The following is a 25,358-nucleotide window of genomic DNA, read 5'->3' as shown; positions in this document are numbered from 1 at the left end:
GGCGTGGATCGAGTTGTACCGACCTTCCGACGAGAAAAGCGTCGAAAGCTCGGCATCGAACCGTACGCCGTTCTCTCGGATAAATGTACGCAATCGGGGCGGGATGGCCGCGTTCGGAGCCGTCGCTCAGAGCCGGCGGTCGCGCAGCGCTGGGAACTCCTCGCGGACCGCGGCGACGCGGCCGGGGTCGACCTCGGCGAACACCGTCCGCGGGTCGTCGGCGGCGGACGCGAGGGTCGTCCCCCAGGGGTCGTACACCGTCGTCCGGCCGAGCAACTCCGCGTCGTCGAAGCTTCCGCTCCCGTTGATGGCGGCGACGTACGCGAGGTTCTCGATGGCGCGGGCCCGCGGCAGCGTGCGCCAGTGTTCGACCCGGGGGTAGGGCCACGCGCTCGGGACCAGCACGAGGTCGACGCCCTGATCGACGAATTCGCGGTAGAGCGCCGGGAACCGCAGGTCGTAGCAGGTGCTCACGCCGACCCGGAGCCCGGCGACCTCCGCGGTTTCGACGCGCTCGCCGGGGACCAGCAGGTCCGTCTCGGCGGAGTCGTAGCCGAACAGGTGGTGCTTCCGGTAGACGAGGCGGCGCTCGCCGTCGGCGTCGAACAGCACCGCGGTGTTCGCGAGCCCGGCGTCTGCCGGCACCTCGATCCCGTCGGCGGCTGAGGCCTCGAGGTCCTCGACGACGGTCCCCGCGAGGAGAGCCACGTCGTGTTCGGCCGCCCGCTCCGCGAACCGCGCGAGCTTCGGGCCGTCGAGGCTCTCGGCGGCGCGGGCGTACGAGTCGAACGCGAAGTACCCCACGTCGAACAGCTCCGGCAGCGCGACCAGGTCCGCGCCGCGTTCGGCGGCGTCGTCGATCGCCGTCAGCGCGCGGTCGAGGTTGCCCTGCACGTCGCCGCCCTCGACGGACAGCTGGACGCAGGCGAGTCGCATCAGTCGCCCCCCGCTCCCCCGCTCCCGCGCGCTTCCGACTCGGCCTCCGCGTCCTCGATCCGCGCGTCGGCGTGAAGCGCCGCCTCGAGGTTGTCCAGTTCCTTCTCGAAGTTGCGCTTGAAGAACTTCTCGACGCCCGGGATCTCTCCCTCGACGACGAACTCGTTCGTGAGGCGACAGCCGCCGTCGGCGGTCTCCTCGATGGTGTGTTCGCCGGTGACTCGGAGCGCGCGGGACTTGCCGACGAACTTCACCCGGTGGGGCGGTTCGCGTTCGATTTCGGTCGTCTCGACCGGGACCGTGGAGTCGAGAAACGGGATCGGCAGCGAGACCTGCCACGTCGCGTTGCGCTCGTCGTGGACCTCGTAGGAGTCGACGACGCTTATCGCGCTGGCCCGCTTGCCGGGGTCGCTGATGAACGCCCAGACGTCGGCGGGATCGGCGTCGAACTCGAAGGTCCGCGAGACACGGACGGTCATGGCGCGAGATACGCCGGGGGGTCTCAAAAAGGGCGGGTTCCCGGCGGCCGTGGTCGGTTTGCCGAGACGCCGTCGGTCAGCCCTGCGTGACGCGCCAGGTGGTCGACTTGGCGCGGCCCCACTTCTCGATCTCGACCTCGTCGGTCTTCTCGGCGAGGTTGGGGAGGCGGACGCCGACCTGTTTCGCCGTCAGGCCGATGGCGTTCGCGATGGTCTTCGAGCGGACGTACCGCTCGCCACGGGCGGCGCTGTCCCGGAGGTACGCGAGGATGCGCCGTTCCTCTTCCGTGTAGTCGGTCATTGGCGGGAGATAAGGACGGTCCAGCCTTACGGCTTCCGGTCGATCCATTGACCGAGCGAAACCGCGCCCGGTCTGTTAGTCGAACGCCTGGAACGCCGCGACGGAGACGACGGCCGCGACCATCGCGCCGCCGAAGCCCCACGCGGTGCCGATCTGTGTCGGTGCGCCGAACATCGCGACCGCGCCCACGAGCGTGATCGCCGCGAACGCCAGCCCGATGCCGAGCCCCTTGTCGGACTCGATGGATCCCTCGCTCATACCCGAACCTTCCCGGGGCCGTACTTAGTTCATTCGACCCCGGAGGACTGCGGCGGCCGCTCCGCGCGCCGACCGAGTCCGGCATGCGCGACGGCGACCCTCCGCGATCGGTCTGGGCTGTCCCCCGTTCCGACGTATCACGCCATCAAGAGGACGGGATGGCGTTTTATGTCTCGCCCGTGTCCGACCGGTATGGCACTCGGCGGCATCACGAGTCTGGGAACGGGGAAGCTGGCGATACTCGCCCTGCTCGGCGTCGGCGTGACGCTCGGCGGCGCGTTCGCGGTCGGCGTCATCGGCGCGCCGAGCGTCGTCGGCGTCGACAACGGCTTCGGCGACGTGACCGAGGAGACGACGGTGATCGAGACGAACCTGACGGTGAACAACCCGAACCCGCTCGGGGTGCGCCTCGGCGGGCTGACGATCGACTACGAGGTGCTGTTGAACGACGTCTCGATGGCGCAGGGCGTCCGCGAGGGCGTCCCCCTCGAATCGGGCAACTCCACGGTCGCGTTCACGACGGAGATGTCCAACGAGAAGATCCCGGCGTGGTGGGTGAGCCACCTCCGGAACGACGAGCACACGACGCTGTCGGTGAACGCGGACGTCCACTCCTCGCTTCTCAACCGGTCGTTCGAGGCGCCCGCGGTCGAGCGGTCGATAAACACCAGCCTCATTTCGGCGTTCAACTCCGACGAGGAGCGCGAGGTGAACGCCGACACGACCGGCGTCGAGGACCCGGTGCTCATCGTCCGCGAGACGCGCGGCGAGTGGGGAAGCGTCTCCGAAGAGACGACGGAGGTTCGGATGGCGTTCGACGTGTACAACCCGCGGGAGTACCCCGTGGCGATCAGCAACGTCGGCTACGACGTGGCGATGAACAACGTCTCGATGGGCGGCGGCGAGACGAACGACTCCGTGGTCATCCCGCCGGGCGGGACGGAGACGCTCGAGGTGACCTTCGAGTTGACCAACGAGAACCTCGACGAGTGGTGGGTGAGCCACCTACAGAACGACCAGGTGACCACGCTGACCGCCGACTTCTACCTCCGCGTCGACCTCTCCGACGTGGGCGCCGGCACGACCGAGGTCCCGCTGGACACCATGGAGCAGACCATCGAGACGGACATCTTCGGCGAGGGCGGTGGTGACGGGACTGGCGGCGGGACCGACGACGGGACGAGCGACGACGGGAGCACGACCGAGGAGCCGACGGACGACGGAACGACCGAGACGGAGGGCGACGCGGCGACGGAGACGGCCACGCCGACGGAGACCGCGACGGAGACCGAGAGCGGCACCACGGAGACCGAGACGGATGACGGCGGCGGCCTCCTCGACGACCTCGACGCGTCCGACGCGGCGGCCGCCGGTGCGTAGCCGGCCGGCCGCGCCCGGTCGAGGATCGCCCCGCAGTCACCCGGTTTAACTCGGCTTAATCCGGGCTCAGGGACCTGACCGTATAAGGCGACGAGCCGCCTTCCTCCAGTCATGAAGCGAAGCATCCTCGCCGTCCTGCTGGCGGTCGCAGTCCTCGCGGGCGCGGGCCCGGTCGCCGCGCTCGCGGGGAACGCGGTCGGGCAGGCGGAGGGTACCGAGACCGACGGAGCCGGGAATGAGAGCGACGGCGTCGCGCCGGGCGAACAGTTCGGCGGCAGCGTGAGCGTCTCCGAGGCGGAACTCGAGGGCGAACTCGACGTTCGCGCGTTCGACCGGCGCGTCGCCGAGGCGCCCGACGACGACGCACGAGCCGCGGTCGTCGCCGGCGCGGTCAACGGGACCGCCGAGCGCCTCGCGGAGCTGCGCGAGCGACGGAACGAGCTGCGCGAGCGCCACGAGAACGGCACGATGAGCGAGGGCGAGTACCGCGTCCGGACGGCCCGCCTCGCGGCGGAGCTATCGACGGCCGAACGGGTGGCGAACCGGAGCGCGGCGGTCGCCGACGGGCTCCCGAACGAGACGCTCGCCGCCAACGGCGTCGACGCGGAGCGGATCGAGACGCTCCGATCCGAGGCCCGCGACCTGCGCGGCGGCGAAGTGGCCGAGATCGCCCGGGGGATCGCCGGCGCGAACGCCGGCGGATCGCCCGGCTCGCCGCCCGCCGACCGCGGGCCCGCCGACCGCGGGCCCGCCGGCACCCCCGGAGCGCCCGGGGAAGCGGGCGGCGGCGACGACCGGCCGGGCAACGAGGCGCGGAACGGTTCCACCTCCGGCGGCGCCGGAACGGCGGACGGAGCGGGCGACGACGGAGCCGCGAACGGCACCTCCGAGGAGTCGGACCGCTCGGGGACGGACGGGTCTGACGACTCGACGGAGGACGGGTCGACTGACGACGGGTCGACTGACGACGGGTCGGCGGACGGCACCTCGGACGACGGAGAGACCACGACGGCGGACACCGAACCGACTGACGACGGCGCCGACACCGAGTCCCGGTGACGCGGCCGGTTTCCGCCGTGGCCCCCGACCTCCCGCGCCGGTAGGGTTTTGAGGTACCCGAGCGAACCCCCTCGCATGCACCGGAGTACCCACGCTCCTGATCGAGTTCTCGGACGGTGAGACCGATTCCGACGCGGCCGGCGGCGATCCCGGCGACGGGACTGCCGACGCGGCCGGCGGCGCCGTAGAGGGCGAACGCGCACTTTCTGCGGACGACCGACAGGCCGACCGGGCCGCTGTCGACGCCTCGCTCGCGGCGGACGGGCGCACGGTCGCGGTCCGGCTTCCCGACGGGGAACACGAGTTGCGCAGGGCGGACGCCGCCGCCCTGCGCGACGCGCTCGGGGACGCCCTCACAGCCCGCCGCGAGTTCTTCAGGACGGTCGGGCGTCACCGTGAGGACGGGCGCTACGTGGTCGCTCGCCGCGGTGCCGACTCGGCGGGAAACGAGAAGGTGTTCGCGGACTTCGCGGCCCTGCGACGGCTCTACGACCGCCTGCCCGCGGAGTTCTCCGCGGAGGAGGTGAGTCGGGCCGGAATCACCGGATCGCGGCGCCACATGGTGGTGCGCCACGTCGCCGAGCATCCGGCGTTCGACTGCGAGGTCGTCTCGCGGAGCCCGTTACGCGCGAAGAAAACGGAGGACGGCGGGCCGTAGTCGCGACGGCTCGACGACTACGTGATCTCGACGTGCTCGGACTCCTCGTTGAGCGCGAGGTTCGCGGCGATCTCCGCGTTCCGCATGGCGTATTCGGCGGTGTGCTGGAGGCTCACGAGCACCTCGCGGACGCGCAGGAGGTCCTCGTTGTCCATCTCGGGCAGGTCGTCGAGGATCTCCGTCTCGTTGGTGCTGAGCTCGTTGAACAGCACGCGGCACTCGACGGTGATGTCGTAGTCACGCTCGACGACCGCGCGCACGGCCATCTCGGTCAGCTCGTCGACCTGGTCGGTGAACTCGCGGATGCGCCGCATCGTCGCCTGGTCGATGTCGAGGGTGTGGCCCTCGGTCTCCATGACGATCTCGGCGATGTCCTCGGCGTTGTCGGCCGTGAGCTCGAGGTTCTTCGCGACCGACCGGTAGCCGATCAGGGGGAAGCCCTCCTCCAGCCCCACGGCGCGCGCGAGGTTGGGGTTCTGGTAGGCGGTGAAGATCAGCCGGAGCATGAGGACGAAGATCTTGTTCGCCTGCCGCTCGCGGTTGAGCGCGCGCTGCGCGAGGTCGGTGTTCCCGTGTGCGAGCGCCTTCACGGCCTCGCCGCGCATCGTGGAGCCGGTGTTCTCCAGCCGCTCCATCAGGTTGTCGAGGGTGAAGTCCTCCGGGTCGACAGAGCACCGGATAGCGATGCTCTCCGGCGTCTCCTCGATGACGCCGAGGCCCATCAACTGCGTCTCGGCCTTGTAGACGGCGTTGATGTGGTCGCTCGCGAGCGGCCCGTCGCTCTCGACGTGGATGATGCGCCGCCCGAGGACGTACTGCGCCACGATGGCGCGTTCGAGCGCGCTCGCGTCGAGGTTGTCCGCGTGGATGACCGCCTCCGACTCCTCGGTGCTGGCCGACTCGGAGAGGACGGTGAGCGTCCCCTTGCCGCCCATCCGAAGCGAGACCTCGTCGCCCTTGTCGACGCCGTGTTCCTTGGCCCACTCCGCCGGCAGCGTCATCGCCAGCGTCGAGGGACCCAGCCGCTGGACCTTACGGGTTTCCATGGCAGGGGATAGCGCGCTGTTGACCTTAACCCTATCCCTATGTGCATTATATATTCGATCAATGTACAAGGTTCTTGACCGGCGTTCTCGAGGGAGTATCCGTCCCGTCGCCCTGCATCCATTACCCCCGCGGTAGATGCCGATACTGAGTGTTACAGACCGATTCAGAAGTTTTGTTTTTCTGAAATTCGCGGCGGTGCGGTGCTGTGCGGTCGCGGAGCGGTGCGGTTGCGGTGCTGTGCTGTCGGCGCGCGCCGCGGCGACCGCGACGCGCGTCGCCGCGACCGCGCGAGGGAGGCGGCGGCGCGGCCGCCTGCTGTGCGGTTCGCGGCCGCGCCGCCGCCGAGGTTGGGGAGGTGCGAGGCCTGCGGTGCGGTCGCGGGGCGGGGCTGTGCGGGGTGGGGCTGAAAGGGGCAGCCGGCTCGATCCCGCCCGAACGACGCTCTCGCGAGCCTGCCGAGCGAGAGTCAGCAAGTCGCAGCCCGGACCCGTCCGTCGGGCTGTGCCGAGAGACGCAACGGAACGCCCGGACCGTCTTGCCAGACAAGCACCGCAGCGGGCGGTGTCTCCAGCGTCGCCGTGAGCGCGGTGCGGAGCGAACGGCGGCTCGAAAATCTCCGATTTTCGGCGCGCTACTGCACGCTGGAGGCTCGCGAGACGCGGTTTGTCTCGCCAAGCGGAGAGCGAGGAGCGCAGCGAGGGTCCCGCGAGCTTGCCGAGTGGGACGACGGCAGTCGCAGCCCGGCAGCCCGCTACTGCAGGCAGCCCGGACCGTCTGCCGGAACCCGGCACGGTCGAGCCGGCTGGGGCTTTCTAGACGTTGCTGTCTGGAGCAGCAGGCTCAACAGCAGTTACAGAAGCACAATCCGACAGAAAAACAGAACCGCCACCGTACTCCACTAAGTATCGCTCGCGTTCTTCTCGCACGCCGTGCTACTCAAGACTCAGGCCGGCGTGCCAGCGGTCGGCGCCGGCCTCGGCCTTCACCTCGTCCATGCGCGCGAGCAGTTTCACCGCGAGGCTGGCCGTCTCGGCGGCGCGGGACTCGCCCTCGGTGCGGAACTCGCCGGTGATCCGGTTTGCGTAGACGGAGCAGACCGCGCCGGCGCGCAGGCCGTAGACGTTCGCGATGGTGAGAATGGCGCTGGCCTCCATCTCGATGTTCTTCACGTTCGCGTTCCGCAGCTCCGCGACGAGTTCGTCGGAGCCGGCGGCCTCGAACCCCTCGAACCCGGGGCGACCCTGCCCGGCGTAGAAGGAGTCCGCGCTCATCGTCAGCCCGACGTGGTAGTCGTAGCCGAGGCGCTCGGCGGCCGCGACCAGCGCCGCGACCACCTCCTCGTCGGCGACCGCGGGGTAGTCCTCGCGGACGTACTCGTCGCTGGTTCCCTCCTGCCGGACCGCGCCGCGAGTGATGACGAGGTCGCCCACGTCCATCTCCGGCTGGATGGCGCCGCAGGAGCCGACGCGGATGAACGTCTCCACGCCGACGCGAGCCAGTTCCTCGATCGCGATGGCCGCGGAGGGCGATCCGATGCCGGTCGAGGTGACCGAGATCGGCGCGCCGTCGTAGGTGCCGGTCGCGGTGCGGTACTCGCGGTGCCGTGCGCGCTCCTCGTGGTCGTCCCACAGCGCCGTGATCTTGTCGACGCGCTCGGGGTTGCCCGGCAGCAGCACGGCGTCCGCCACGTCGTCCGCGCTCACCTCGAGGTGGTACTGGACCTCGTCGTTGGGGTCCTCGCTGTCGTCGGTCATGTCCTCGGGCTTCGAGGTGGTCGGTTAAATATGGCGTCGGTTCGGAGCGAGCGCCCGCCCGGCCCGTTCCGGGCCGGTGCTCGACGTCGCTACTCCGCGTTCGTTCCGGTGCCGGGGTCGGCGTCCGCCAGCGTCTGCTCGCTGATCGTGTTGGGGAGCAACTCGCCGAGGGTGTACTCGCTGGTCTCCCCGCCGCCCTCGTCACAGACGACGACGAGGTCGTCGTCCGCGAACTCCGCGAGCGTCTGTCGGCACATCCCGCAGGGGGTGACGCCGTCGCGGACCCCGGAGGAGACCGCGATGCGCTCGAAGGACTCGTGCCCGTTCTTGACCGCCTCCGCGATGGCGACCTCCTCGGCGTGGAGGCTGTTGGAATAGTTGGCGTTCTCGAGGTTACAGCCCGTGTAGACGGTGCCGTCCGCGGTCCGCAGCGCGGCGCCGACGCGGTACTCGGAGTAGGGAACGTACGCGTCCGCGAGCGCCTCGCGAGCGGTCTCGACCAGTGGGTCCGTCTCCATAACCCGGGCGTCGCGGCCGACGCCGATAAGTGCGGCGAGAGGCGGCCGTCGAGACCCCGCGGTCGGTGTCCGGATGGCTCACTCGCGGGAAGAAAAAAGAGCGCGGCGGTTCAGACCGGTCGCCGAAGCGCGAGCAGTCCGGCGACGGCCAGCGCGATCAGCGCCGACACCGGGGTGAATCCGGGGACGCTGACGCCGAACTCCTCCTCGACGGGCACGTCCGTCTCGGTGGCCGCTCCGTCTCCGGTCTGGTCGCCGTCGCCGGTCTCGGTCGTCGAGTCGTCGCTCCCGTCTTCCACGAGGAGCGTCCCGGCGTCGACGCCGTCGACCGTGAGGGCGTACTCGCCGGCCTCCTCGGCGGGGACGACCAGGTCGACCGTCTCGGAGTCGCCGGGGGCGACCGTGACGTCCGACGTGGTGACTGTCTCGCCGTCGAACCGGAGCTCGACGGTCTTCGTCCCCTCGGCGGCGCCGTCGTTCTCGACGGTCACCTCGACGGTCACCGAGTCGCCGGTCGCGACCTCGGCGTCCGCCAGCGAGGCGTCGGTGACCGAGAGGTCGGCACGCCCCGCGCCGACCGCGAAGTACGAGAAGCCGGGCGAGCGCGCCTCGTAGGTGCTCACCCCGCCGTCGGAGGCAACGTGCTCGGTCTCGAGCGCCTGCCACTCGCCGTCGGCGTAGCGGAACATCGTCACCGCACCGGGGTCGGTCCCGTCGGGAAGTCCGCTCTCGTTGACGGTGAACGTGAACGTCACCTCGTCGACTTCCTCGGTGCCGATCGCCTCGGCACGGAAGTAGCCCATCGCGTCGGCACCGTCGAGTTCGTCGGCGTCGGACGGCGCCTCACTCTGCGGGTTATCGACCTCGACGCGGTACTCCTCCGGCGTGATGCGGTGGTCGAGCAGGAGCCCCCGGATGGAGATCCCCTCGCTGGCGACCGCGTCCCCGAGGTCGACCTCGGCCTTGTCGTCGGTCGGCGGGTCCTCGATCGCCGCGGTCGCCCCGCGGTCGAGGTCGGTGACGGAGACGGAGACTTCGTCGGCCGTGGATGCGCCGCCACCGCCGCCACCGCCGCCGGTACCACCGCTGGTGCCGGCGTCGTTCTGGTCGTCGCCGGCGTCGGCGTCCGTCTCGTCGCTCCCGTTCCCGTCGTCGTTCGTCCCGTCAGTTCCGTCTCCGTCGTCGCTTCCGGTCCCGTCATCAGTTCCGTCTCCGTCGTCAGTTCCGTCTCCATCATCGCTTCCGTCTCCGTCATTGCTTCCGGTCCCGTCGTCAGCTCCGTCTCCGTCGTCGCTTCCGTTCCCGTCATCGCTTCCGTCTCCCCCGTCATCGACGGTGCTGTCGGGGAACGAGAGGTCGACCTGGCGGACGTCACCGGACTCCCAGTCGACGGTCGTGTCGGCCACTTCTCCCGTCTCCTCGAGGCGGAACTCGACCGTGTCGCCGCTACAGTCGCAGTCGACGACGAGCCGGTCGTCGAAGGGGTCGGGACCCCCGTAGGAACCCTCTTCCGAGACGGTGATGTCGCCGACGACCTCGCCGTCGACGAGCGCCTGTATCGTCACGCCGGTGGGTGCCTGTTCGCCCCCGACGGTCACCGACCCGTAGTAGGCCGCGGGCGGCTGCGGCTGGTCCGCGGCCGCGAGGCCCGCACCGGCCGCTCCCGCGACCACGAGGGCGATTACGAGCGCGATGCGACGTGTCGCAGTCATCGTTACTTACACTTCTCGTCGGTTTCGAGCTGGTCGATCTCGCCCTGGTAGGTGGTGCCGGCCGTCAGTGCCGCCGGCAGCGACCCGGTGTCGCTGTCGTCCACGAAGGCCCAGTAGCCGGCGTACGGGCTGACGCACTTGTCGTCGCCCGTGCCGACCGTGTGGTCCCAGTTCTTCTCGTCGCCGCGAGCACTGGTGCCGTCGAGGAACGTCGGCTGACTGGCGGGCTGTTGGTAGCTGTGCTGCACCACCGTCATGGTCGCGGAGGACCGGTCGACGATGGTGTCCTCGGAGTGGCCCTTCTTGGGCGCACCGACCAGGTTCCAGCCTTCCGCGAGGTCCGCGTTCTGCGGGGCGGCCGCGCCGTCACCCTCGTAACCCGCGACGAGCGTCACGGTCTCGCCCTCCGGAAGGTCGGTGATCACGAACGCGTCGAGCGGGTCGATGGAGTCGCCCGAGTTCGGGGTGACCCACTGACCGGCGTCCGCGTCGTACATGTACAGCCCGCTGCTGTTGGGCAGGTCCGCGAAGACCTCACCGACGGTCCGGTCGACCGGGCCGGGGAAGCCGACCGCGTGAACCGGGCCGGTGCTCTCCTGGACCGTGAAGTCGTGCGCGAACGCCTCGGTCTTGTGCTTCTCCTGTTCGATGTCCCACGGCGCCTCCGTCAGGAAGGGGTCGTAGATGACCATGCCCTCGACGCTGGCCTCGTCCGCGATCGTGTGATCGTGGACGCCGAACCAGTTCAGGCGGGCGTCGATCGGGACCTCGACGTCGTTCTCGACGTCGTGGTCCTGCGCGGAGAAGTCGTTGTAGTTGACGACCGGGCGGGCGTCCTCGGGCACGCTCTCGTCGAAGTCGTGGACGTGGACGCCGACCTCCGCGTTGTCGATGAACTCGTTCTTCCGCAGTTCGACGTTCGCGGTGTCGCTACCCGTCACGTTCGCTCCGACGCCGTTGTTCTGGAGCGTGTTGTACGTGGCCTGGACGTTCCACACCTGATCGAGCAGCAGGCCGTTCGAGCCCATCGTGTTCGTGATGACGTTCTCGTGGATCAGGGCCTCCTCGACCTGATTCATGTAGACGCCGATCCGCTGGTTGCTGTCCACGTTGTTGGACAGCACCTCGACGTTCTCGCTCGCGAAGACCCAGATCCCGGGCCCGTGGTTCGAGTGAACGTTGTTGCCCTCGATCACCGCCCCGTCGTAGCGGGCGACGATGACGCCGGCCTCCTGCGACTCCGTGACCATGTTGTTCGACACGGTCAGGTCGGTGCCGCCGTCGTAGTTGGCGACGATCCCGTACCAGGCCCAGTTCGCTTCGACGTGGTTCCCGTCGACGAGGTTGCCCTCGGTGACGACGCCTTCGCCCTGGCTTCCGACCCAGATCTGCGCGCTCTCGAAGGTGTCGGGGTTCGCCCGGGCGTCGAGCCGGTTGTTCGTGACCTGGCTGTGGTTCGCCTGGAGCACGACGGACTTCCGCATCTGTCCGACGTGCTCACCCTTGTGCGTGGGCGTGTAGAACCGGTTGTCGTCGATGGTGACGTGGTGCGGGATGGCCTCCGTCGTCGCGTCGATGTGGACGAAGTTCACCGCGGTCGCCGGGTTAGAGGGCGACGTGTCCGGGTCCCGGACCGTGAACTCGTTCCCCTGAATGAGGGTCTCGGTGTGCGACGGGGTGTCCTGCTCCATCGGTTCCTGGTACAGCCCCTTCGCGTCGTCGCCGACGATCACGCGGTTATCGGTGAACTCGAGGTTCTTCACGTCGTGCGAGGGCGAGGTGGCGAGCACCTCGACGACGTTGTCGCCGTCGTCACCGACGAGCGTGAAGCCGTGGACGGTCGTCGAGTCGGCCGTGATCGTGAGCACGACCGAGTTGCCCGTAACCTCGACTGCGTCGGGGCCCGCACCGATGAGGTCGACCTGCTTGTCGACTGTCACGCTTTCGTCGTAGGTGCCCTCCGCGACGTAGATCGTGTATCCGTCACCGGCGTTGTCCATCGCGGCGGTGATGTTCGGATACAGGAGGTCGTTGTCCGCGACCTCGCCGGGCTCGTAGTCGTCGTCGACGCGGAACTCGTCAGAGGCCAGATCACCCGCTGCCGGGATCGCGTGTGAGGCGAGCTCCGGACCGTCGTCGACTGCCGGCTGTACTGATTGTGTCGATGCTGGTTGGGCCGCGACACCACCCATCGCGACCATCGATACGACCATGACCGCGGCCAGGAGTACCGCCCCGACCGCGTTCGTCGTGTCGTCTTGTTTCGTATACATCCTCTCCACCCCCGAGTGTCAGCTCGGAGCCATCTGTAGTGTTTAGACAACTCTCCTATCAACGTATTCGGCGCACGTCGTGCACTTGCTCCGATCTCGGCGCGATAGTGCACGCTAACGGGACGACGACGACGCTGCACGAACACGGCGGCTGCGCGTGTGAACACGACGCACACGTTCGGCGCGCGCGGAGCTTCATGCCCCGTGCACGCGAGCGGACCGTGCTCACACCGGTGGCTCGGGCTGGCAGCCCGACCGTTCACGCACCGTGAAAACCCGCGACTGCAGGCGAGCGGTACGCGTCGTCGGCCGTCGTGTGCAGCCGGCGCTCGCCGGCCTCGGACCCCGCTTCGGAGTGGCTCCCGATCGGGTTCGGAGCGGCCGGATTCGGATCCGCTGGGGTCGGAGCGGCCGGATTCAGAGCGCCCGGGACGCCCGCCGGTACTTCTCGAACTCCCCGTGGGCCCACTCGCAGGCGTCCCCGTTGCCGAGTTCGAGCAGGACGCGGACGACGTTGTCGGCGTCGGTACAGCCGATCTGTGCCGCCTCGTCGGTGACGCCCAGGTAGAAGGGGAGGTCGCCGTCGTACGCGAAGACGTCGGCCTCCTCGAGGATCGCCTCGAACAGCTCCGCGTACCGGTCGTCCGTGCGGAACCGGTCGACGGTCTCGGCGGTGACGATCACCTCGAGATCCTTGCCGTCCGCCGATCCGAGCCGGCGACACTGAGACAGGAGTCCGCGGTTCAGCGTCGGGTACATCACGCGGACGGACGTCGCCCGACTGAGGAGGTCGATCTGCTCGTCCACGGGCGCGTAGGGGTTCGTGGCGTCCGCGCGGATCACGTCGGCGTTCTCGATGTGTTCGATCGCGAGGTCCACGTCGTCGATGTCGATCCACCGGATCACCGGCCGGAGCTTGATCGCGAGCGACGTCCGCTCGACGAGTTCCAGCAGCACGTCCGCGACGATGCGTCCGCAGCTGGTGATCTCGTACCCGTCCGTCGTGTACTCGATCCACCCCCGCTCCTCGAGGGCGTTGAGGTTGCGCTGCACGGTCGTGCGGACGCCGTTCAGTTCGTCTTTCAGTTCGCGTTTGCTCACCGGCCCGTCCGTTCGCAGCGCGTACAGGACGCGCACGCGAACGGGGGAGCGCGCGAGAAACTCGATCTCCTCGATGGCGTTCCGCTGTAGCTCCACACCACCCAACCTCCTGATCGGCGAGAACTACATGTAGACTGGGTAATGAATGTGTGGTACCGTTCACGCGAGCACGGCGTGATAGGGTGTCGTTACTGGTGAGGGCGGCCGGATCTGGGTGTGCACGATGTCGGTGTCCGTCGGGATGCGCCGTACGGCGTCCCAGCGAGGACGCGGCGCGCAGGTGGTCACGCGACGCTCACGGTCCGGTAACGGGTGCTTTCCGCGACTGATGCCCGCGCACGGGCGACGGGCAGTGCAGGGTCGACGCGGCGCGACCGCCTCGCCGGGCTCCGGGGACGCTCACCCGCCGGTGTCGTACTTGTAGGTCGCCTCGTCGGGGTCGATGCCGAAGTCCTCCGGGGCGTCCTCCGGTTCGGGCTCCGCCTCCTCGCCGGCCCCCTCGCTGGCCCGCTTGAACGCCTCGCGGAGGTGGTCCGCCATCGAGAACGCCTCGACGGGGAGTTCGAGCGCCACCACGTCCTCGCTCACCGTCTCCCGCTTCTCCGAGAGGCGCTCGCGCAGGCGCTCGGGGAGGTCCGCCTCCGGGACGCGCTCGAAGCCGAACTGCTCGAGGTACTCGGCCTCGTCGGTCAGCGTGTACACCGAGTCGAACCCCTCGATCTCGGCGGTATCGACCAGCCGCTCGATGACGTGCGCGCCCACGCCCTGTCCGCGCCAGCCCTCCAGCACGCCGATCCCGGTCAGCTCGCACCGCTCGGGGTCGGTCTTGTGGATCCGGAGCCGCCCGAAGCCGACGCGCTCGTTCGACTCCTGGTCGACGGCGATGACGTAGTCCCGCGACCTGAAGGCGGCGTCGTCGAGCCCCATCGCCTCGATGTGGTCGAGCAGCCACGCCTCGTCCCGGTTCTTGGCGTCGCGGACGTACATGAGAGGTCGTACCACGCCCACACTCAAAACGGTTCCCCGGAGTCCACGCTCGTCCGAAGCAGTTCCCCGGAGTCCACGCTCGTCCGAAACGGGTCCTCGGAGTCCAAGCCCGTCCGAAGCGGTTCTCCCGCGGCCGCACCACGGCCGCGAAGGTGTCCCACGGATCCTCCGGATCGTTCCGGCAGGTTCGAGAAAGTTACTTACCCGGGCGGTCGGAACTGCCGATAATCATGGAGGGCAACGAGGCGATCGACGAGGTGGTCCACGAGCCGGACCCCGAGTTCGCGGCGGCGACGAACGTCCGCGCGTTCATGGACGAGTACGGCATCGACGACTACGAGGAGCTGATCGCCCGCACGACCGAGGGGATCGAGGGCGAACCCGAGTCGGGCGTCGACTGGTTCTGGGACGAGATCGTCGACTACCTCGACCTCGAGTTCGACGAACCGTACGACGCCGTCCGCGACGATTCGGCCGGGCCGCAGTTCTCCGAGTGGTACGTCGGCGGCGAGTTGAACGTCGCGCACAACGTCGTGGACAGACACGCGGCGGTCGACTCCCCGAACCGGAACCGCGTCGCGCTGATCTGGGAGGGCGAGGACGGCGACGTCCGCGAGTACACGTTCCACGAGCTCGCCCGCGAGTCCGACCGCGTCGCCAACTACCTGGAGTCCGCGGGGATCGAGGTCGGCGACACGGTCGGCCTCTACATGCCGATGGTCCCGGAGGTCGTCCCCATCCTCTACGGCTGTCTGAAGGTCGGCGCGATCGCCGTCCCCATCTTCTCGGGCTTCGGGACGGAAGCGACCGCGACCCGCATCGCGGACAGCGAATGCTCGGTGCTGTTCACCGCGGACGGCTTCTACCGCCGCGGGAACGAGGTCCGACTGAAGGCCGACGCCGACGCCGCCATCGAGCAGGCCGGCCACGTCGAGGAGACGGTCGTCTACGACCGGTTCGGTGCCACGTCCGCGACCGGAGGGGCCGAAAGCGGAGGCAGCGGGGGCGAGGACGGCGGCACCGACCCCGTCCCGTGGACCCCCGACCGCGACCGGACCTACGAGGAGGCGGTCGGGACCGCCGACCCGGACTACGAGACGAAGTCGCTCCCCGCCGACCAGGAGTCGCTGCTGCTCTACTCGTCGGGGACGACGGGCAAGCCGAAGGGCATCGTCCACACCCACGCGGGCGCGCTCGTCCAGCCGGCCAAGGAGATCCACTTCGGCTTCGACCAGAAGCCCCACGACCGCTTCTTCTGGGTCTCGGACATCGGCTGGATGATGGGGCCGTGGACGCTGATCGGCAACCACGCCTTCGGCGGCACCGTCGTCATGTACGAGGGCGCGCCGGACCACCCGCAGCCGGACCGCTTCTGGGAGATGATCGACCGCCACGGGATCACCACGTTCGGCATCTCGCCGACCGCGATCCGAGCGCTCCGGAAGCACGGCGACGAGTGGGTCGAGGACCACGACCTCTCCTCGCTACGAATCCTGGGATCGACCGGCGAGCCGTGGGACCCCGAGTCGTGGCGGTGGTTCCACGACGCGGTCGGCGGCGGCGAGTGCCCGATAATCAACATCTCCGGCGGGACGGAGATCTTCGGCTGCTTCCTGATGCCGATGCCGGACCGGCCGCTCAAACCCTGCACGCTCGGCGGGCCGGGACTCGGGATGCACATCGACATCGTCGACGAGACGGGGGCCTCGATCAGGGAGACGGGCGAGCGGGGCTACCTCGTCGCGCGCGACTCCTGTCCCTCGATGACCAAGAGCCTCTGGTCGGGCGACGAGCGCTACCTCGAGGAGTACTGGTCCACCTTCGACGACCTGTGGGACCACGGCGACTTCGCACAGAAGGACGCGGACGGCTTCTGGTTCCTCCACGGCCGCGCGGACGACGCGCTCAACGTCGCCGGCCGGAAGGTCGGTCCCGCGGAGATCGAGGGCGTCCTGATCGACCACGAGGCGGTCAACCAGGCCGCGGCCGTCGGCGTCCCCGACGACACCACCGGCACCGCGGTCGTCGCCTACGTCGTGCTGGAGCCGGACGCGGAGCCGAGCGACGACCTCGCGGAGGAGCTGCGGACGCTCGTCGGCGAGGAGCACGGCAAGCCCTTCCGCCCGCGCGAGGTGCTGTTCGTCGACGAGTTCCCCAAGACGCAGTCGGGGAAGATCATCCGCCGCGCCATCGAGGCGGCGTACCGGGGCGAGGACCCCGGCGACCTCTCCTCGATGGAGAACCCCGAGGCGCTGGAGACGCTGAAGGACGCATCGTAAGAGGCCCGTCAGTCGGGCGCACGCATCCTCTCCTCGCCGCCGCCCGCCAGCCGGCCCGCCAGCGCCACGCAGCCCGCGCCCGTGAGCCCAGCGGCGCCGCCGGCGAGCAGGACCGGGTCGTAGCTGCCGAGCGCCTCGAACGCCGCGCCCGCGGCCGGCGGCGCCGCGAGCCCGGCGACGCCGAACGACAGCGAGGCCACCGGAAAGAGCGTAGTGAGCGCCCCCTCGCCGAACAGGTCGGCGATCTGCGCGCCGAGGAGACCGCCGCAGCCGCCGTAGGCGACGCCGAACGCGACCGCGACGGCGAGGAACGTCGCCCGTCCGGAGGCGACCGCGAACCCCGCGGTCGCCGCGCCCATGAGCGCCGCACAGAGGACGAACGTCCGAGTCCGTCCCACGCGGTCGGAGAGCGCGCCGATCCCGAACCGCGTGACCGTCGTCGCGAGCCCCAGCGTCGTGATCGCCGCGACGCCGACCGCTCGCCCGAGTCCGGCGTCGCTGGCGTGGAGCACCACGTGGCTCAAGACGACGTACAGCGGCGCGAACGTCAGGATCCAGCCCGCGGTCACGAGCAGGAAGGCCGGCGACCGCAGCGTCGTCCCGGCGTCGGGGGCGACCCCGGAGGGGCTCAGGTCGCCGCCCGCACCGGTCGACGAGAACTCGGCGCGTTCGCCGGCCTCGGCGCCGACGTCGGCGGGATCGTCGGCGAAAAGCAGCGCGACCAGCGCGGCGACGACGCCGACCGTCGCCGCGAGCGCCGCCATCGCGGGGCGCCATCCGACCGCGGCGATCAGCCGGTCCGCGGCCGCGGGGACCGCCACGAGCCCCACACCGAGGCCCGCGGAGGCGACGCCGACCGCGGTGCCGCGGCGGCGGCCGAACCACCGCGGGACGGTGGCGTACCCCACCACGTAGAGCCCGGCCATGCCGGTCGCCGCGACGACGCCGAACGCGACGAGCAGTTCGGCGTAGCTGCGCGCGACGGCGGTCCACGCGAGCCCGCCCGCGAGCAGCGCGCCCGAACCGGCCGCCACGCGTCGGCCGCCCTGCGTCTCCACGACGCGCCCCGCGCCGACGCCCGCGACGTAGATGAGTGCGGTCTGGAGCCCGAACGCGGCCGCCAGCGCCGTCCGGGAGGCGTCGAACGTCTCGAGCAGCGAGTCGTAGAAGACGCCGAAGGCGTACGTCGACCCGAACGTCGCCATCGACGCCAGAAAGCACGCGACGACGACCACCCAGCCGTAGTAGACGCGGTCGGCGAGCCGGCGGCGCGGATCGAGAGCCATCGGTGGGTGGCTCCCGGCCCGGGACCATAAAGGGCGGTTTCGCGGCACTGCGCCGCGGTGTGGTGCGACGCTGAACGGTGCTTGTGCGACGCTGGACGGTGCTCGTGGGGCAGGTGCTGTATGGAGCGGTCGCAGGTGCTCTCGGGATCTCCGGCGTCGGTCCGACCGCCGTACCCCGACCGATCAGTGTTCCACGAACTCCACGAGCACGCCGCCCGTCGACCGCGGGTGGAGGAACGCCACGTCGTGGCCCCACGCGCCCGGCCGCGGTTCCTCGTCCACGAGGTCGATGCCGAGGCCGCGGGCGCGGTCGAGCGCGGCGGCGGCGTCGTCGGTCGCCAGCGCGACGTGGTGGACCCCCGGCCCCTCGCGGTCGAGGTAGTCCGCGATCGCCCCGCCCTCGCGGGGTTCGAGCAGCTCGAAGTAGCCGCCGCCGTCGAGCTCCAGGAACACGACGCGCATGCCGTCGAACGTCTCCTCGTGAGCGACCGGCGCGTCCAGCAGGTCGTCGAACAGGTTCGCGAGCGCGGCCGCATCGTCCGTGGCCACGCCGACGTGGTCGAACTCCATACCTCGGTGTCTGCCGCCCGGGGCATAAGCCCCGCGAGGCGTCGCGGGCGCGGTCCGAGAGGGGTCGGCCGCCCCGGTTCCCCTCACCGCCCCGGCTTGTACTCGCCGTACTCCTCGCGGAGCACGTCGCAGATCTCCTGGACGGTCGCGTACTGCTTGACCGCGTGGACGATGTGGGGCATCACGTTCTCGGACCCGCGCGCCGCCTCGCGGACCGCCGCGAGCGCGTCCTCGACCGCCTCGGCGTCGCGGTCGGCCTTCACCGCCTCCAGGCGGTCGATCTGCTCCTGTTCCTGTTCGGGGTCGACCTCCTCTAAGTCCATCTCGGGCTCCTCGTCGACCTCGAACTCGTTGACGCCGACGATGATCCGGTCGCCGGCCTCGATCTCCTCCTGCCGCTCGAAGGCGACATCCTGGATCTGCCGCTGGACCCACTGGCTTTTGACCGCCTCCAGCATGCCGCCGCGCTCCGCGACCTCGTCGAGGATCTCGAACGCCTCCTCCTCGATGCCGTCGGTGAGGTTCTCGACGTAGTAGGAGCCCGCGAGCGGGTCGATGGTGTCGGCCGCGCCCGACTCGTGAGCGAGGATCTGCTGGGTCCGCAGGGCGGTCCGGACCGACTTCTCGGTCGGGAGCGCGAGCGCCTCGTCCTTCCCGTTCGTGTGGAGGCTCTGCGTGCCGCCGAGGACGGCCGCGAGCGCCTGATACGCGACGCGGACGACGTTGTTCTCGATCTGCTGGGCGGTGAGCGTCGACCCGCCGGTCTGGGTGTGGAACTTCAGCTGCTTGGACTTGGGGTTCTCGGCGTCGAACCGCTCCTCCATGATCTGCGCCCACATCCGGCGCGCGGCGCGGAACTTCGCGGCCTCCTCGAAGATGTTGTTGTGCGCGTTGAAGAAGAAGGAGAGCTGCGGGGCGAAGTCGTCCACGTCAAGCCCCGCGTCGAGCGCCGCCTCGACGTACTGGATGCCGTTGCCGAGCGTGAACGCGACCTCCTGGGCCGCGGTCGACCCGGCCTCGCGGATGTGGTAGCCGGAGATGGAGATGGTGTTGAACTTCGGCACCTCCGCGGCGCAGAACTCGAAGATGTCCGTGATCAGCCGCATGGAGGGCTCGGGCGGGTAGATGTAGAGGTTCCGCGCGATGTACTCCTTCATGATGTCGTTCTGAATGGTGCCGCGGAGCTCCGCGCGGTCGACGCCCTGCTGGTCGCCCATCGCGATGTACATCGCCAAGAGCACCGAGGCGGGCGCGTTGATCGTCATCGAGGTGGACACCTCGTCCAGCGGGATGCCGTCGAACACCGTCTCGAAGTCGTCGAGCGTGTCGATGGCGACGCCCGAGCGCCCGACCTCGCCCTGCGCCATCGCGGCGTCGGAGTCGTACCCCATCTGCGTCGGCAGGTCGAACGCCATCGAGAGGCCGGACGACCCCTGGTCGATCAGGTAGTTGAACCGCTCGTTGGTCTCCGCGGCGGTCCCCATGCCGGCGTACTGCCGCATCGTCCAGAGCCGACCGCGGTGCATCGTGGAGTAGACGCCGCGCGTGTACGGCTCCTCGCCGGGGAAGCCCACGTCCTCGTCGTAGTCGAGATCGGCCACGTCCGCGGGCGTGTAGAGGGGGTCGACCGCCTGCCCCCCGGTGTCGGTGGTGAATTCGTCCTTGCGCTCCCCGAACCGCTCGACCGTCGGGCCGTAGGTCTCGGACTCCCACGACTCGTGGCCCTCGCGGATCGCCGCCAGTTCCTCGGGGTCGAACATTACCTATTGGGTCGCCCCTGCGGGACTTAACTGTTGGAGAAGGCGGCGGACTGCGGGCGTCCGCGGAGCCGAGGTTTTCTCGGCCGTCTCCTCCGAGCCGCGATTTTTCTGTTCCTCACGCCGCACGCGCGCGTTCGGCCCACCGCGGGCCCGCCCGCACGGCCAGCAGCACGCCCGCGGCGCCGACGGCGACCGCGCCGCCGACCGCGGCCGCGGGCGCCCATGTCGGGACCATCCCGGCCGCGGGCAGGAACGAGCCGAGCAGCGCCGGCACGACCACGAGCGCGACCGCGGCGCCGAACGCGCCGAACCGCGCGGGGTCGAACAGGAACTCGTTGGGGTCGAACCCCGCGAGGTAGACGGTCACGCCGAAGAAGTACGCCGAGGCCGCGACGAGCCACAGCGCGCCGAGCGCGGCGTCGCCGAGCGTCGTCGGGTACAGAAGGAGCGCGACGGCGTACGCCGAAAGCGCCGCCGGGATCCCCACGATCGCGAACGCGCGCCGCTTCGCGCGGAACACCGCCGGCAGCGCGACGGGCAGGATCTCGTAGGTCGCGAGCGCGTCGACGCTCGTCAGCCAGTTGTACGTCGTGAACGCCGACAGCGACAGCACCGCGCCGAAAAAGGCGCCCGGTGCCGGTCGGACGGCGACGATGGTCTCGACCAGCCCCAGCAGTCCCGCCACGACGGCCAGCAGGATCCCCGCGGAGACGACCGGCTTCCAGAGCCCGCCGCGCGAGCGCGAGAGGTCGAGCAGGCTCTTGACCACGAGGCCGTCCGCGTCGCCGATCCGGTCCGCGAGCGCGCCGAGACGGGCGGCGGAGCGACGCGAGGCCGGGCGGTGCGTCGGGTCGTGGACGACGAGCGCGCCCGCCGCCACCAGGAGCGCCAGCGCGAGCGCCGCGGCGCCGACCGCGAGGCTCCCCCCGGCGAGCGCGAGTCGAGCCGCGCCGGTCGCCCACGCGAGCGCCGCCAGCGCGACGGCCCCGGCGACGAGTCCGATCCGGGGGATCCCCCGGGTGCGCGTCGCGATGGCGGCGACCGTGAGCGCCATCCCGAGCGCGAACAGCGCGACCGCCTCGACCCACAGCAGCCCCACGGAGGCGACGACCGCGAGCAGCGCCGCGCCCACCGATGCCGGAACGGCGGCGCTCCCGCCCTCGACCAGTCCGAACCCGGCCGCCGAGGCCGCGAGCGGCGCGGTCCCGACCGCCATCGGCAGCACGAAGACGACGGCGTAGAACGCGGCGTCCTTCAGCAGGAACAGCCCGAGCATCCGGGTCCGGTCGAGGGGGAGCGTCTCCGTCGTCGACAGCACGAGCGAGAGGTCGTCGAAGAGGTCGTCGGTCCGGTCGCCGCCCACGAACGCTGCGGTGCCCGCGTAGAGTCCGAACAGCAGCGCGACCCCGCGGATCCCGCGCTCGATCGTCGCCGCCTCCGTCCCCACGGCCGCGAGCCCGAGCCCCCCGAGCGTCGACATCGTCAGGACGACGAGCGGCAGGGTCGCGAACCGGCCGCCGCCGAACAGCCGCGCGTGGAGGCGCCACTCCTCGCGCCACAGCGTCGCCAGCAGGGCGCGGTCGAGCGAGGCCATCTCAGACCCCCGCGCCGTCGTCGTCCCGGGGCTCCGCGCCGCCGTCCGCGACCGCGTCGCCCGCCTCGACGCCCGGGAGGTCGCGCGCCCCGGCCCGGTCCACCTCGTCGAGGAACGCGTCGAGCAGGGAGCCGTCGAGGGACGCGGTCTCGCGCTCCGCGACCACGCGCCCGTCGGCGACGATGCCCACGCGCGAGCAGAGCTCTTCGGCGACCTCGATGTTGTGCGTCGAGACGAAGACGGTGTGCTCGCCGGCGTAGTCGGTCAGGAAGCGCTTCACGCGCTCCTGGACGATCGGGTCGAGGTTCGCCAGCGGCTCGTCGATGAACACCAGGTCAGGCTCGTGGAGGAACGCGGCCGCGAACATCGTCTTCTGTCCCTGCCCGCGGGAGAGGTCGGTCGCGAGCGTGTCGAGCTTCCCCGCGAACCCGAGCCGGTCGGCCCACGCCTCGGTGCGCTCGGTCACCGTCTCCGGGTCCATCTCGCGGACCCGCCCGACGAAGGAGAGGTACTCACGCGGGGTCAGAAAGCTCGGCGGCGACCCCTCCTCGGGGAGGATCCCGACGCGCCGGCGCACCGCGACCGGCTCCGCGACGGGGTCGACGCCGAGCACCTCGGCGCTGCCGGCGTCCGGCCGGAGCTGCCCGGTCAGCACCCGCAGCGTGGTCGTCTTGCCGGCGCCGTTCGGCCCGAGGAAGCCGAACAGCTCGCCCTCCTCGACCGTCACGGAGAGCCCGTCGAGCGCGGCCACGTCGCCGTAGCGCTTCTCCAGCCCGTCGGCGCGGATCGCTGTCATCGCCCGGTGTTCGAGGGAGTCACATAAAGGCGTACGGGCGTCGGCGGGTTCAACGAGGTGTCAGGCCGACCCCGTCCGCGATCAGCTCGTGGGACCGGAGCGCGTCCGCGTGGTCGCCCACGGCGTGTTGGACCATCACCTCGTCGACCCCGACGCGGCCCGCAAGCTGGTCCAGCAGGCCGGCGAGCGTGTCCGGGTCCCCCGAGATCGCTCGCGGCCACTCGCCGGGGTCGAGCGTCGCGGGGGTCGGTTCGGGCGCGCCGCCGAGCTCCGCGATCGCCTCCTCGACCGACGGCCGGGGGCCGACCTCGCCCCGTCGCAACCGACGGAAGGACGCCTCGGCGACCGCGCGCTGCCGGGCGGCGTCGGCGTCCGTCTCGGCGCAGACGGCGTTCACCGCGACCATGCCCGTCGGCTCGTCGACGCCGCCGGGGAGCCGCGACGGCTCGAACGCGTCGCGGTAGCGCTCGAACGCTGCCTCGGCGTTGTCAGGCTTGATGAACGCCGCGAAGCAGTACCGGAGTCCGAGCCCCCCGGCGAGCGCCGCGCTGGAGGGACTCGACCCGAGCACCCACGGGGTCGGCGGCGCCGCGTCGGACCGCGGGACCGAGAGGTCCGCGTAGGGGTGTCCCTCGGGGTAGTCGTCGTACAGGTGCGCGACGACCGCCTCGATCTTCTCCTCGTGGTCGGCGTCCGGGTCCCGGACGCGCCGGTCCGTCCCGAGCGCCTTGTCGACCGCCGGCGAGCCGTTCGCCCGTCCCAGCCCGGCGTCGATGCGGCCCGGCGCGAGCCCGTCCAGCGCCCCGAACGTCTCGGCCACCTTGAACGGGCTGTAGTGGTTGAGCAGCACCGCGCCGGAGCCGAGTCGGATCTCCTCGGTGGCCCCCGCGAGCCGGCCGAGCAACACCTCGGGAGTCGTCCCGGCGAGCGTGTCGCCGCGGCCGTGGTGTTCGGCGACCCAGAACCGCTCGTAGCCGAGTCGTTCGGCCTGTTCGGCGGCCTCGATCGTGTTCCGGTAGGCGTCGGCCGCGGTCCCGTCGGCCGGAACCGGGGAGAGGTCGACGGCGGAGAGCTTCACAGGGGCGGTCGGGGATCCGCGGTGAAAACGGTTCGGCTCGCCGCGCGCGTCGCCGGTCGCCCCGCGGAGCGGCGACGCGCTCGGACGCGCGGTCGGTTCAGACCCGTGGCGCGACCGGGCGGTTCAGAACCGCGGGGCAACCGGGTGGTCGACCCCGTGCTCGACGTTCGGTTCCGGGTCCTCGATCGCCTGCTCGCGCCCGTCGGGCCAGCGGACGATCAGCCGCTTGGGCGTCGCGCCATCGAGGCCGAAGTGGGCGACCGGCTCGGAGCCGCCGGGGGAGCCACAGCCCGCCTCCACGACGCGGCGCTGGACGCCCGCGGTCGTCCGCAGTCGCACCACGGCGCCGCGGGCGGGCGCGTCGTACTGCGTCGTCGGTCTGACCCGGAGCCAGTCCCGTCCGCTCGCGACCGGGCACTCGAACAGGGCGGGCGGGCGGGGGGTCTCGTCGCACAGCACCAGCAGTTCGAGCGCGCCGTCGCCGTCGAGGTCCGCGACCGCGGTCGCGCCGGCGCTCCGTGCCGGGGCCTCGGCGTCGCCCGCGTCGACGCGCCCCCAGTCACGGTCGCCGTCCGCGTCGAGGCCGTCGCGCCGCGCGAACAGCTTGTTCGACCCCGAGGCGGTCGCACAGAACAGCTCCTCGCGGCCGTCGTTGTCGAGGTCGGCGGTCGTCAGCGAGCGCACGTCGGTCACGCCCTCGAAGGCGGGCGTCGGGACCGGGACGAGCCCCCCCTCACCGTCCGGTCGGTAGCGCTCGAGCCCCGTCTCGGTCGCGGCGACGAGCGCGAGGGCGTCGCCCTCGTCGACGAGCGTGGCCGCGCGGACCGGCGCTCCGTCCGCCGGCGACGGCCCGGCCGCGTCCGCGAAGTGCCCCGACTCGTTGCACAGCAGCCGGCTGCCGCCGTCCGCCGCGCCGACGAACAGGTCCATCCCGTCGGTGAGCACCGGCGCGGCGACCACCGAGCGCACGTCCGCCTCCACCTCGATGCCGACCGCGGCCGCGAGGTCGGTCACCTCGCCGTCGTCGCCGATCTCGTAGAACCGCGTCGGGGAGTCGGTACAGCCCACGACGACGCCGTATCTGCCGGTGCCGTAGCGGTCGACCGCCGCGACCGCCCGCCCGACGCGATGGTTGCGCCGGTCGCGGTTGACCGGGAGCGAGAAGGCGTCCGTCCAGCGGTAGCGGTCCCGCTCCAACCGGTCCAGCAGGAGGTCGGTCTCCGGCGTGTGGCCGGCGTCGACGTCCGTGTTGTGGACGTACAGTTCCTCGCAGCCGTCCGCGTCGAGGTCCGCGGCGACGACGCAGGCGGCGTGTCTGTCCGGGTCCGCGACGATGCCGGTCGCGGTGTCGACGTAGGCGTCGCCCTCGCGGGCGTAGAGGCGGTTCGGCTCCCCGTCGCCGCCGACGAACACGAGGGGGCCCTCCCGTCCCGGCGTGACCGCGACGCCGCGTCCCCGTACCGGGGCGGCGTCCTCGAGCAGGTCCGGGACGGCTCGAAGCATGGCCGTCCCTCACCGCTGCGGAGGGAAGT

The 25,358-nt window shown here is 70.8% G+C and carries 22 protein-coding genes; 4 read left to right on the top strand and 18 right to left on the bottom strand.

Annotation, left to right across the window (positions count from 1 at the left end; translation table 11 throughout):
- Positions 1-126 precede the first annotated feature (126 nt).
- The 4 genes from ACZ432_RS14395 to ACZ432_RS14380 all read right to left on the bottom strand — a co-directional run bounded on the left by ACZ432_RS14395 (position 127) and on the right by ACZ432_RS14380 (position 1,974).
- Positions 127-936, bottom strand: coding sequence for a carbon-nitrogen family hydrolase (locus ACZ432_RS14395; protein ID WP_426963883.1), 810 nt, complete (start codon positions 934-936; stop codon positions 127-129).
- Entirely contained in the window at positions 936-1,415 is a 480-nt protein-coding gene (locus ACZ432_RS14390; RefSeq protein WP_426963885.1) for an SRPBCC family protein, read from the bottom strand. The genes ACZ432_RS14395 and ACZ432_RS14390 overlap by 1 nt, the downstream gene beginning before the upstream one ends.
- A gap of 76 nt (positions 1,416-1,491) precedes the next feature.
- Entirely contained in the window at positions 1,492-1,716 is a 225-nt protein-coding gene (locus ACZ432_RS14385; protein ID WP_058366816.1) for a DUF7123 family protein, read from the bottom strand.
- Positions 1,717-1,791: 75 nt separating this feature from the next.
- On the bottom strand, positions 1,792-1,974 hold the full coding sequence (locus ACZ432_RS14380; RefSeq protein WP_426963886.1) for a DUF7525 family protein: 183 nt from the start codon (positions 1,972-1,974) through the stop codon (positions 1,792-1,794).
- 192 nt (positions 1,975-2,166) lie between these two features.
- On the opposite strand from ACZ432_RS14380, the gene ACZ432_RS14375 reads away from it, so the two are divergent.
- From ACZ432_RS14375 to ACZ432_RS14365, 3 genes are all read left to right on the top strand, one after another.
- Entirely contained in the window at positions 2,167-3,354 is a 1,188-nt protein-coding gene (locus ACZ432_RS14375) for an LEA/WHy family protein (protein ID WP_426963887.1), read from the top strand.
- Positions 3,355-3,465: 111 nt separating this feature from the next.
- Positions 3,466-4,413 carry a DUF7096 domain-containing protein gene (locus tag ACZ432_RS14370; RefSeq protein WP_426963888.1) on the top strand — a complete coding sequence of 316 codons (948 nt, stop codon included), beginning with the start codon at positions 3,466-3,468 and terminating at the stop codon, positions 4,411-4,413.
- Positions 4,414-4,717: 304 nt separating this feature from the next.
- Complete coding sequence (locus ACZ432_RS14365; protein ID WP_426963889.1) at positions 4,718-5,071, top strand: DUF7528 family protein; 354 nt, start codon at positions 4,718-4,720, stop codon at positions 5,069-5,071.
- 17 nt (positions 5,072-5,088) lie between these two features.
- On the opposite strand, the gene ACZ432_RS14360 is transcribed toward ACZ432_RS14365, so the two are convergent.
- From ACZ432_RS14360 to ACZ432_RS14330, 7 genes are all read right to left on the bottom strand, one after another.
- Positions 5,089-6,117, bottom strand: a complete 1,029-nt coding sequence (locus ACZ432_RS14360) for a PhoU domain-containing protein (protein ID WP_426963890.1) — start codon at positions 6,115-6,117, stop codon at positions 5,089-5,091.
- A gap of 933 nt (positions 6,118-7,050) precedes the next feature.
- A complete protein-coding gene (locus ACZ432_RS14355) occupies positions 7,051-7,872 on the bottom strand; it encodes a nucleoside phosphorylase (RefSeq protein ID WP_426961757.1) in 822 nt (273 codons plus the stop codon).
- A gap of 89 nt (positions 7,873-7,961) precedes the next feature.
- Positions 7,962-8,390, bottom strand: coding sequence for a cytidine deaminase (cdd, locus tag ACZ432_RS14350; protein ID WP_426961758.1), 429 nt, complete (start codon positions 8,388-8,390; stop codon positions 7,962-7,964).
- A gap of 110 nt (positions 8,391-8,500) precedes the next feature.
- Positions 8,501-10,102, bottom strand: coding sequence for a PGF-pre-PGF domain-containing protein (locus tag ACZ432_RS14345; protein WP_426961759.1), 1,602 nt, complete (start codon positions 10,100-10,102; stop codon positions 8,501-8,503).
- 2 nt (positions 10,103-10,104) lie between these two features.
- A complete protein-coding gene (locus ACZ432_RS14340; protein WP_426961760.1) occupies positions 10,105-12,375 on the bottom strand; it encodes a right-handed parallel beta-helix repeat-containing protein in 2,271 nt (756 codons plus the stop codon).
- Positions 12,376-12,792: 417 nt separating this feature from the next.
- Entirely contained in the window at positions 12,793-13,572 is a 780-nt protein-coding gene (locus ACZ432_RS14335; protein ID WP_426961761.1) for a helix-turn-helix transcriptional regulator, read from the bottom strand.
- 303 nt (positions 13,573-13,875) lie between these two features.
- Complete coding sequence (locus tag ACZ432_RS14330) at positions 13,876-14,463, bottom strand: GNAT family N-acetyltransferase (RefSeq protein WP_426961762.1); 588 nt, start codon at positions 14,461-14,463, stop codon at positions 13,876-13,878.
- A gap of 230 nt (positions 14,464-14,693) precedes the next feature.
- Here ACZ432_RS14330 and ACZ432_RS14325 point away from each other — a divergent pair, with 230 nt between their 5' ends.
- Positions 14,694-16,742, top strand: coding sequence for an AMP-binding protein (locus ACZ432_RS14325; RefSeq protein ID WP_426961763.1), 2,049 nt, complete (start codon positions 14,694-14,696; stop codon positions 16,740-16,742).
- A gap of 8 nt (positions 16,743-16,750) precedes the next feature.
- Here ACZ432_RS14325 and ACZ432_RS14320 read toward each other — a convergent pair whose 3' ends face one another.
- The 7 genes from ACZ432_RS14320 to ACZ432_RS14290 form a co-directional block, all read right to left on the bottom strand.
- Complete coding sequence (locus tag ACZ432_RS14320; protein ID WP_426961764.1) at positions 16,751-18,028, bottom strand: MFS transporter; 1,278 nt, start codon at positions 18,026-18,028, stop codon at positions 16,751-16,753.
- A gap of 183 nt (positions 18,029-18,211) precedes the next feature.
- On the bottom strand, positions 18,212-18,598 hold the full coding sequence (gene mce, locus ACZ432_RS14315; protein WP_426961765.1) for a methylmalonyl-CoA epimerase: 387 nt from the start codon (positions 18,596-18,598) through the stop codon (positions 18,212-18,214).
- Positions 18,599-18,681: 83 nt separating this feature from the next.
- A complete protein-coding gene (locus ACZ432_RS14310) occupies positions 18,682-20,358 on the bottom strand; it encodes an acyl-CoA mutase large subunit family protein (protein ID WP_426961766.1) in 1,677 nt (558 codons plus the stop codon).
- Positions 20,359-20,473: 115 nt separating this feature from the next.
- Entirely contained in the window at positions 20,474-21,952 is a 1,479-nt protein-coding gene (locus ACZ432_RS14305) for a hypothetical protein (RefSeq protein ID WP_426961767.1), read from the bottom strand.
- Between the two features lies 1 nt (position 21,953).
- Positions 21,954-22,748, bottom strand: coding sequence for an ABC transporter ATP-binding protein (locus ACZ432_RS14300; RefSeq protein ID WP_426961768.1), 795 nt, complete (start codon positions 22,746-22,748; stop codon positions 21,954-21,956).
- 49 nt (positions 22,749-22,797) lie between these two features.
- Positions 22,798-23,826: an LLM class flavin-dependent oxidoreductase gene (locus ACZ432_RS14295; RefSeq protein ID WP_426961769.1), complete on the bottom strand. Its 1,029-nt coding sequence runs from the start codon at positions 23,824-23,826 to the stop codon at positions 22,798-22,800.
- 123 nt (positions 23,827-23,949) lie between these two features.
- Complete coding sequence (locus ACZ432_RS14290) at positions 23,950-25,329, bottom strand: CRTAC1 family protein (protein WP_426961770.1); 1,380 nt, start codon at positions 25,327-25,329, stop codon at positions 23,950-23,952.
- Positions 25,330-25,358: the final 29 nt, after the last annotated feature.

The sequence above is a fragment of the Haloparvum alkalitolerans genome (assembly GCF_055381565.1).
Note: the sequence above shows the minus strand (reverse complement) of the source record. Positions and strands in the feature narration are given on the sequence as shown.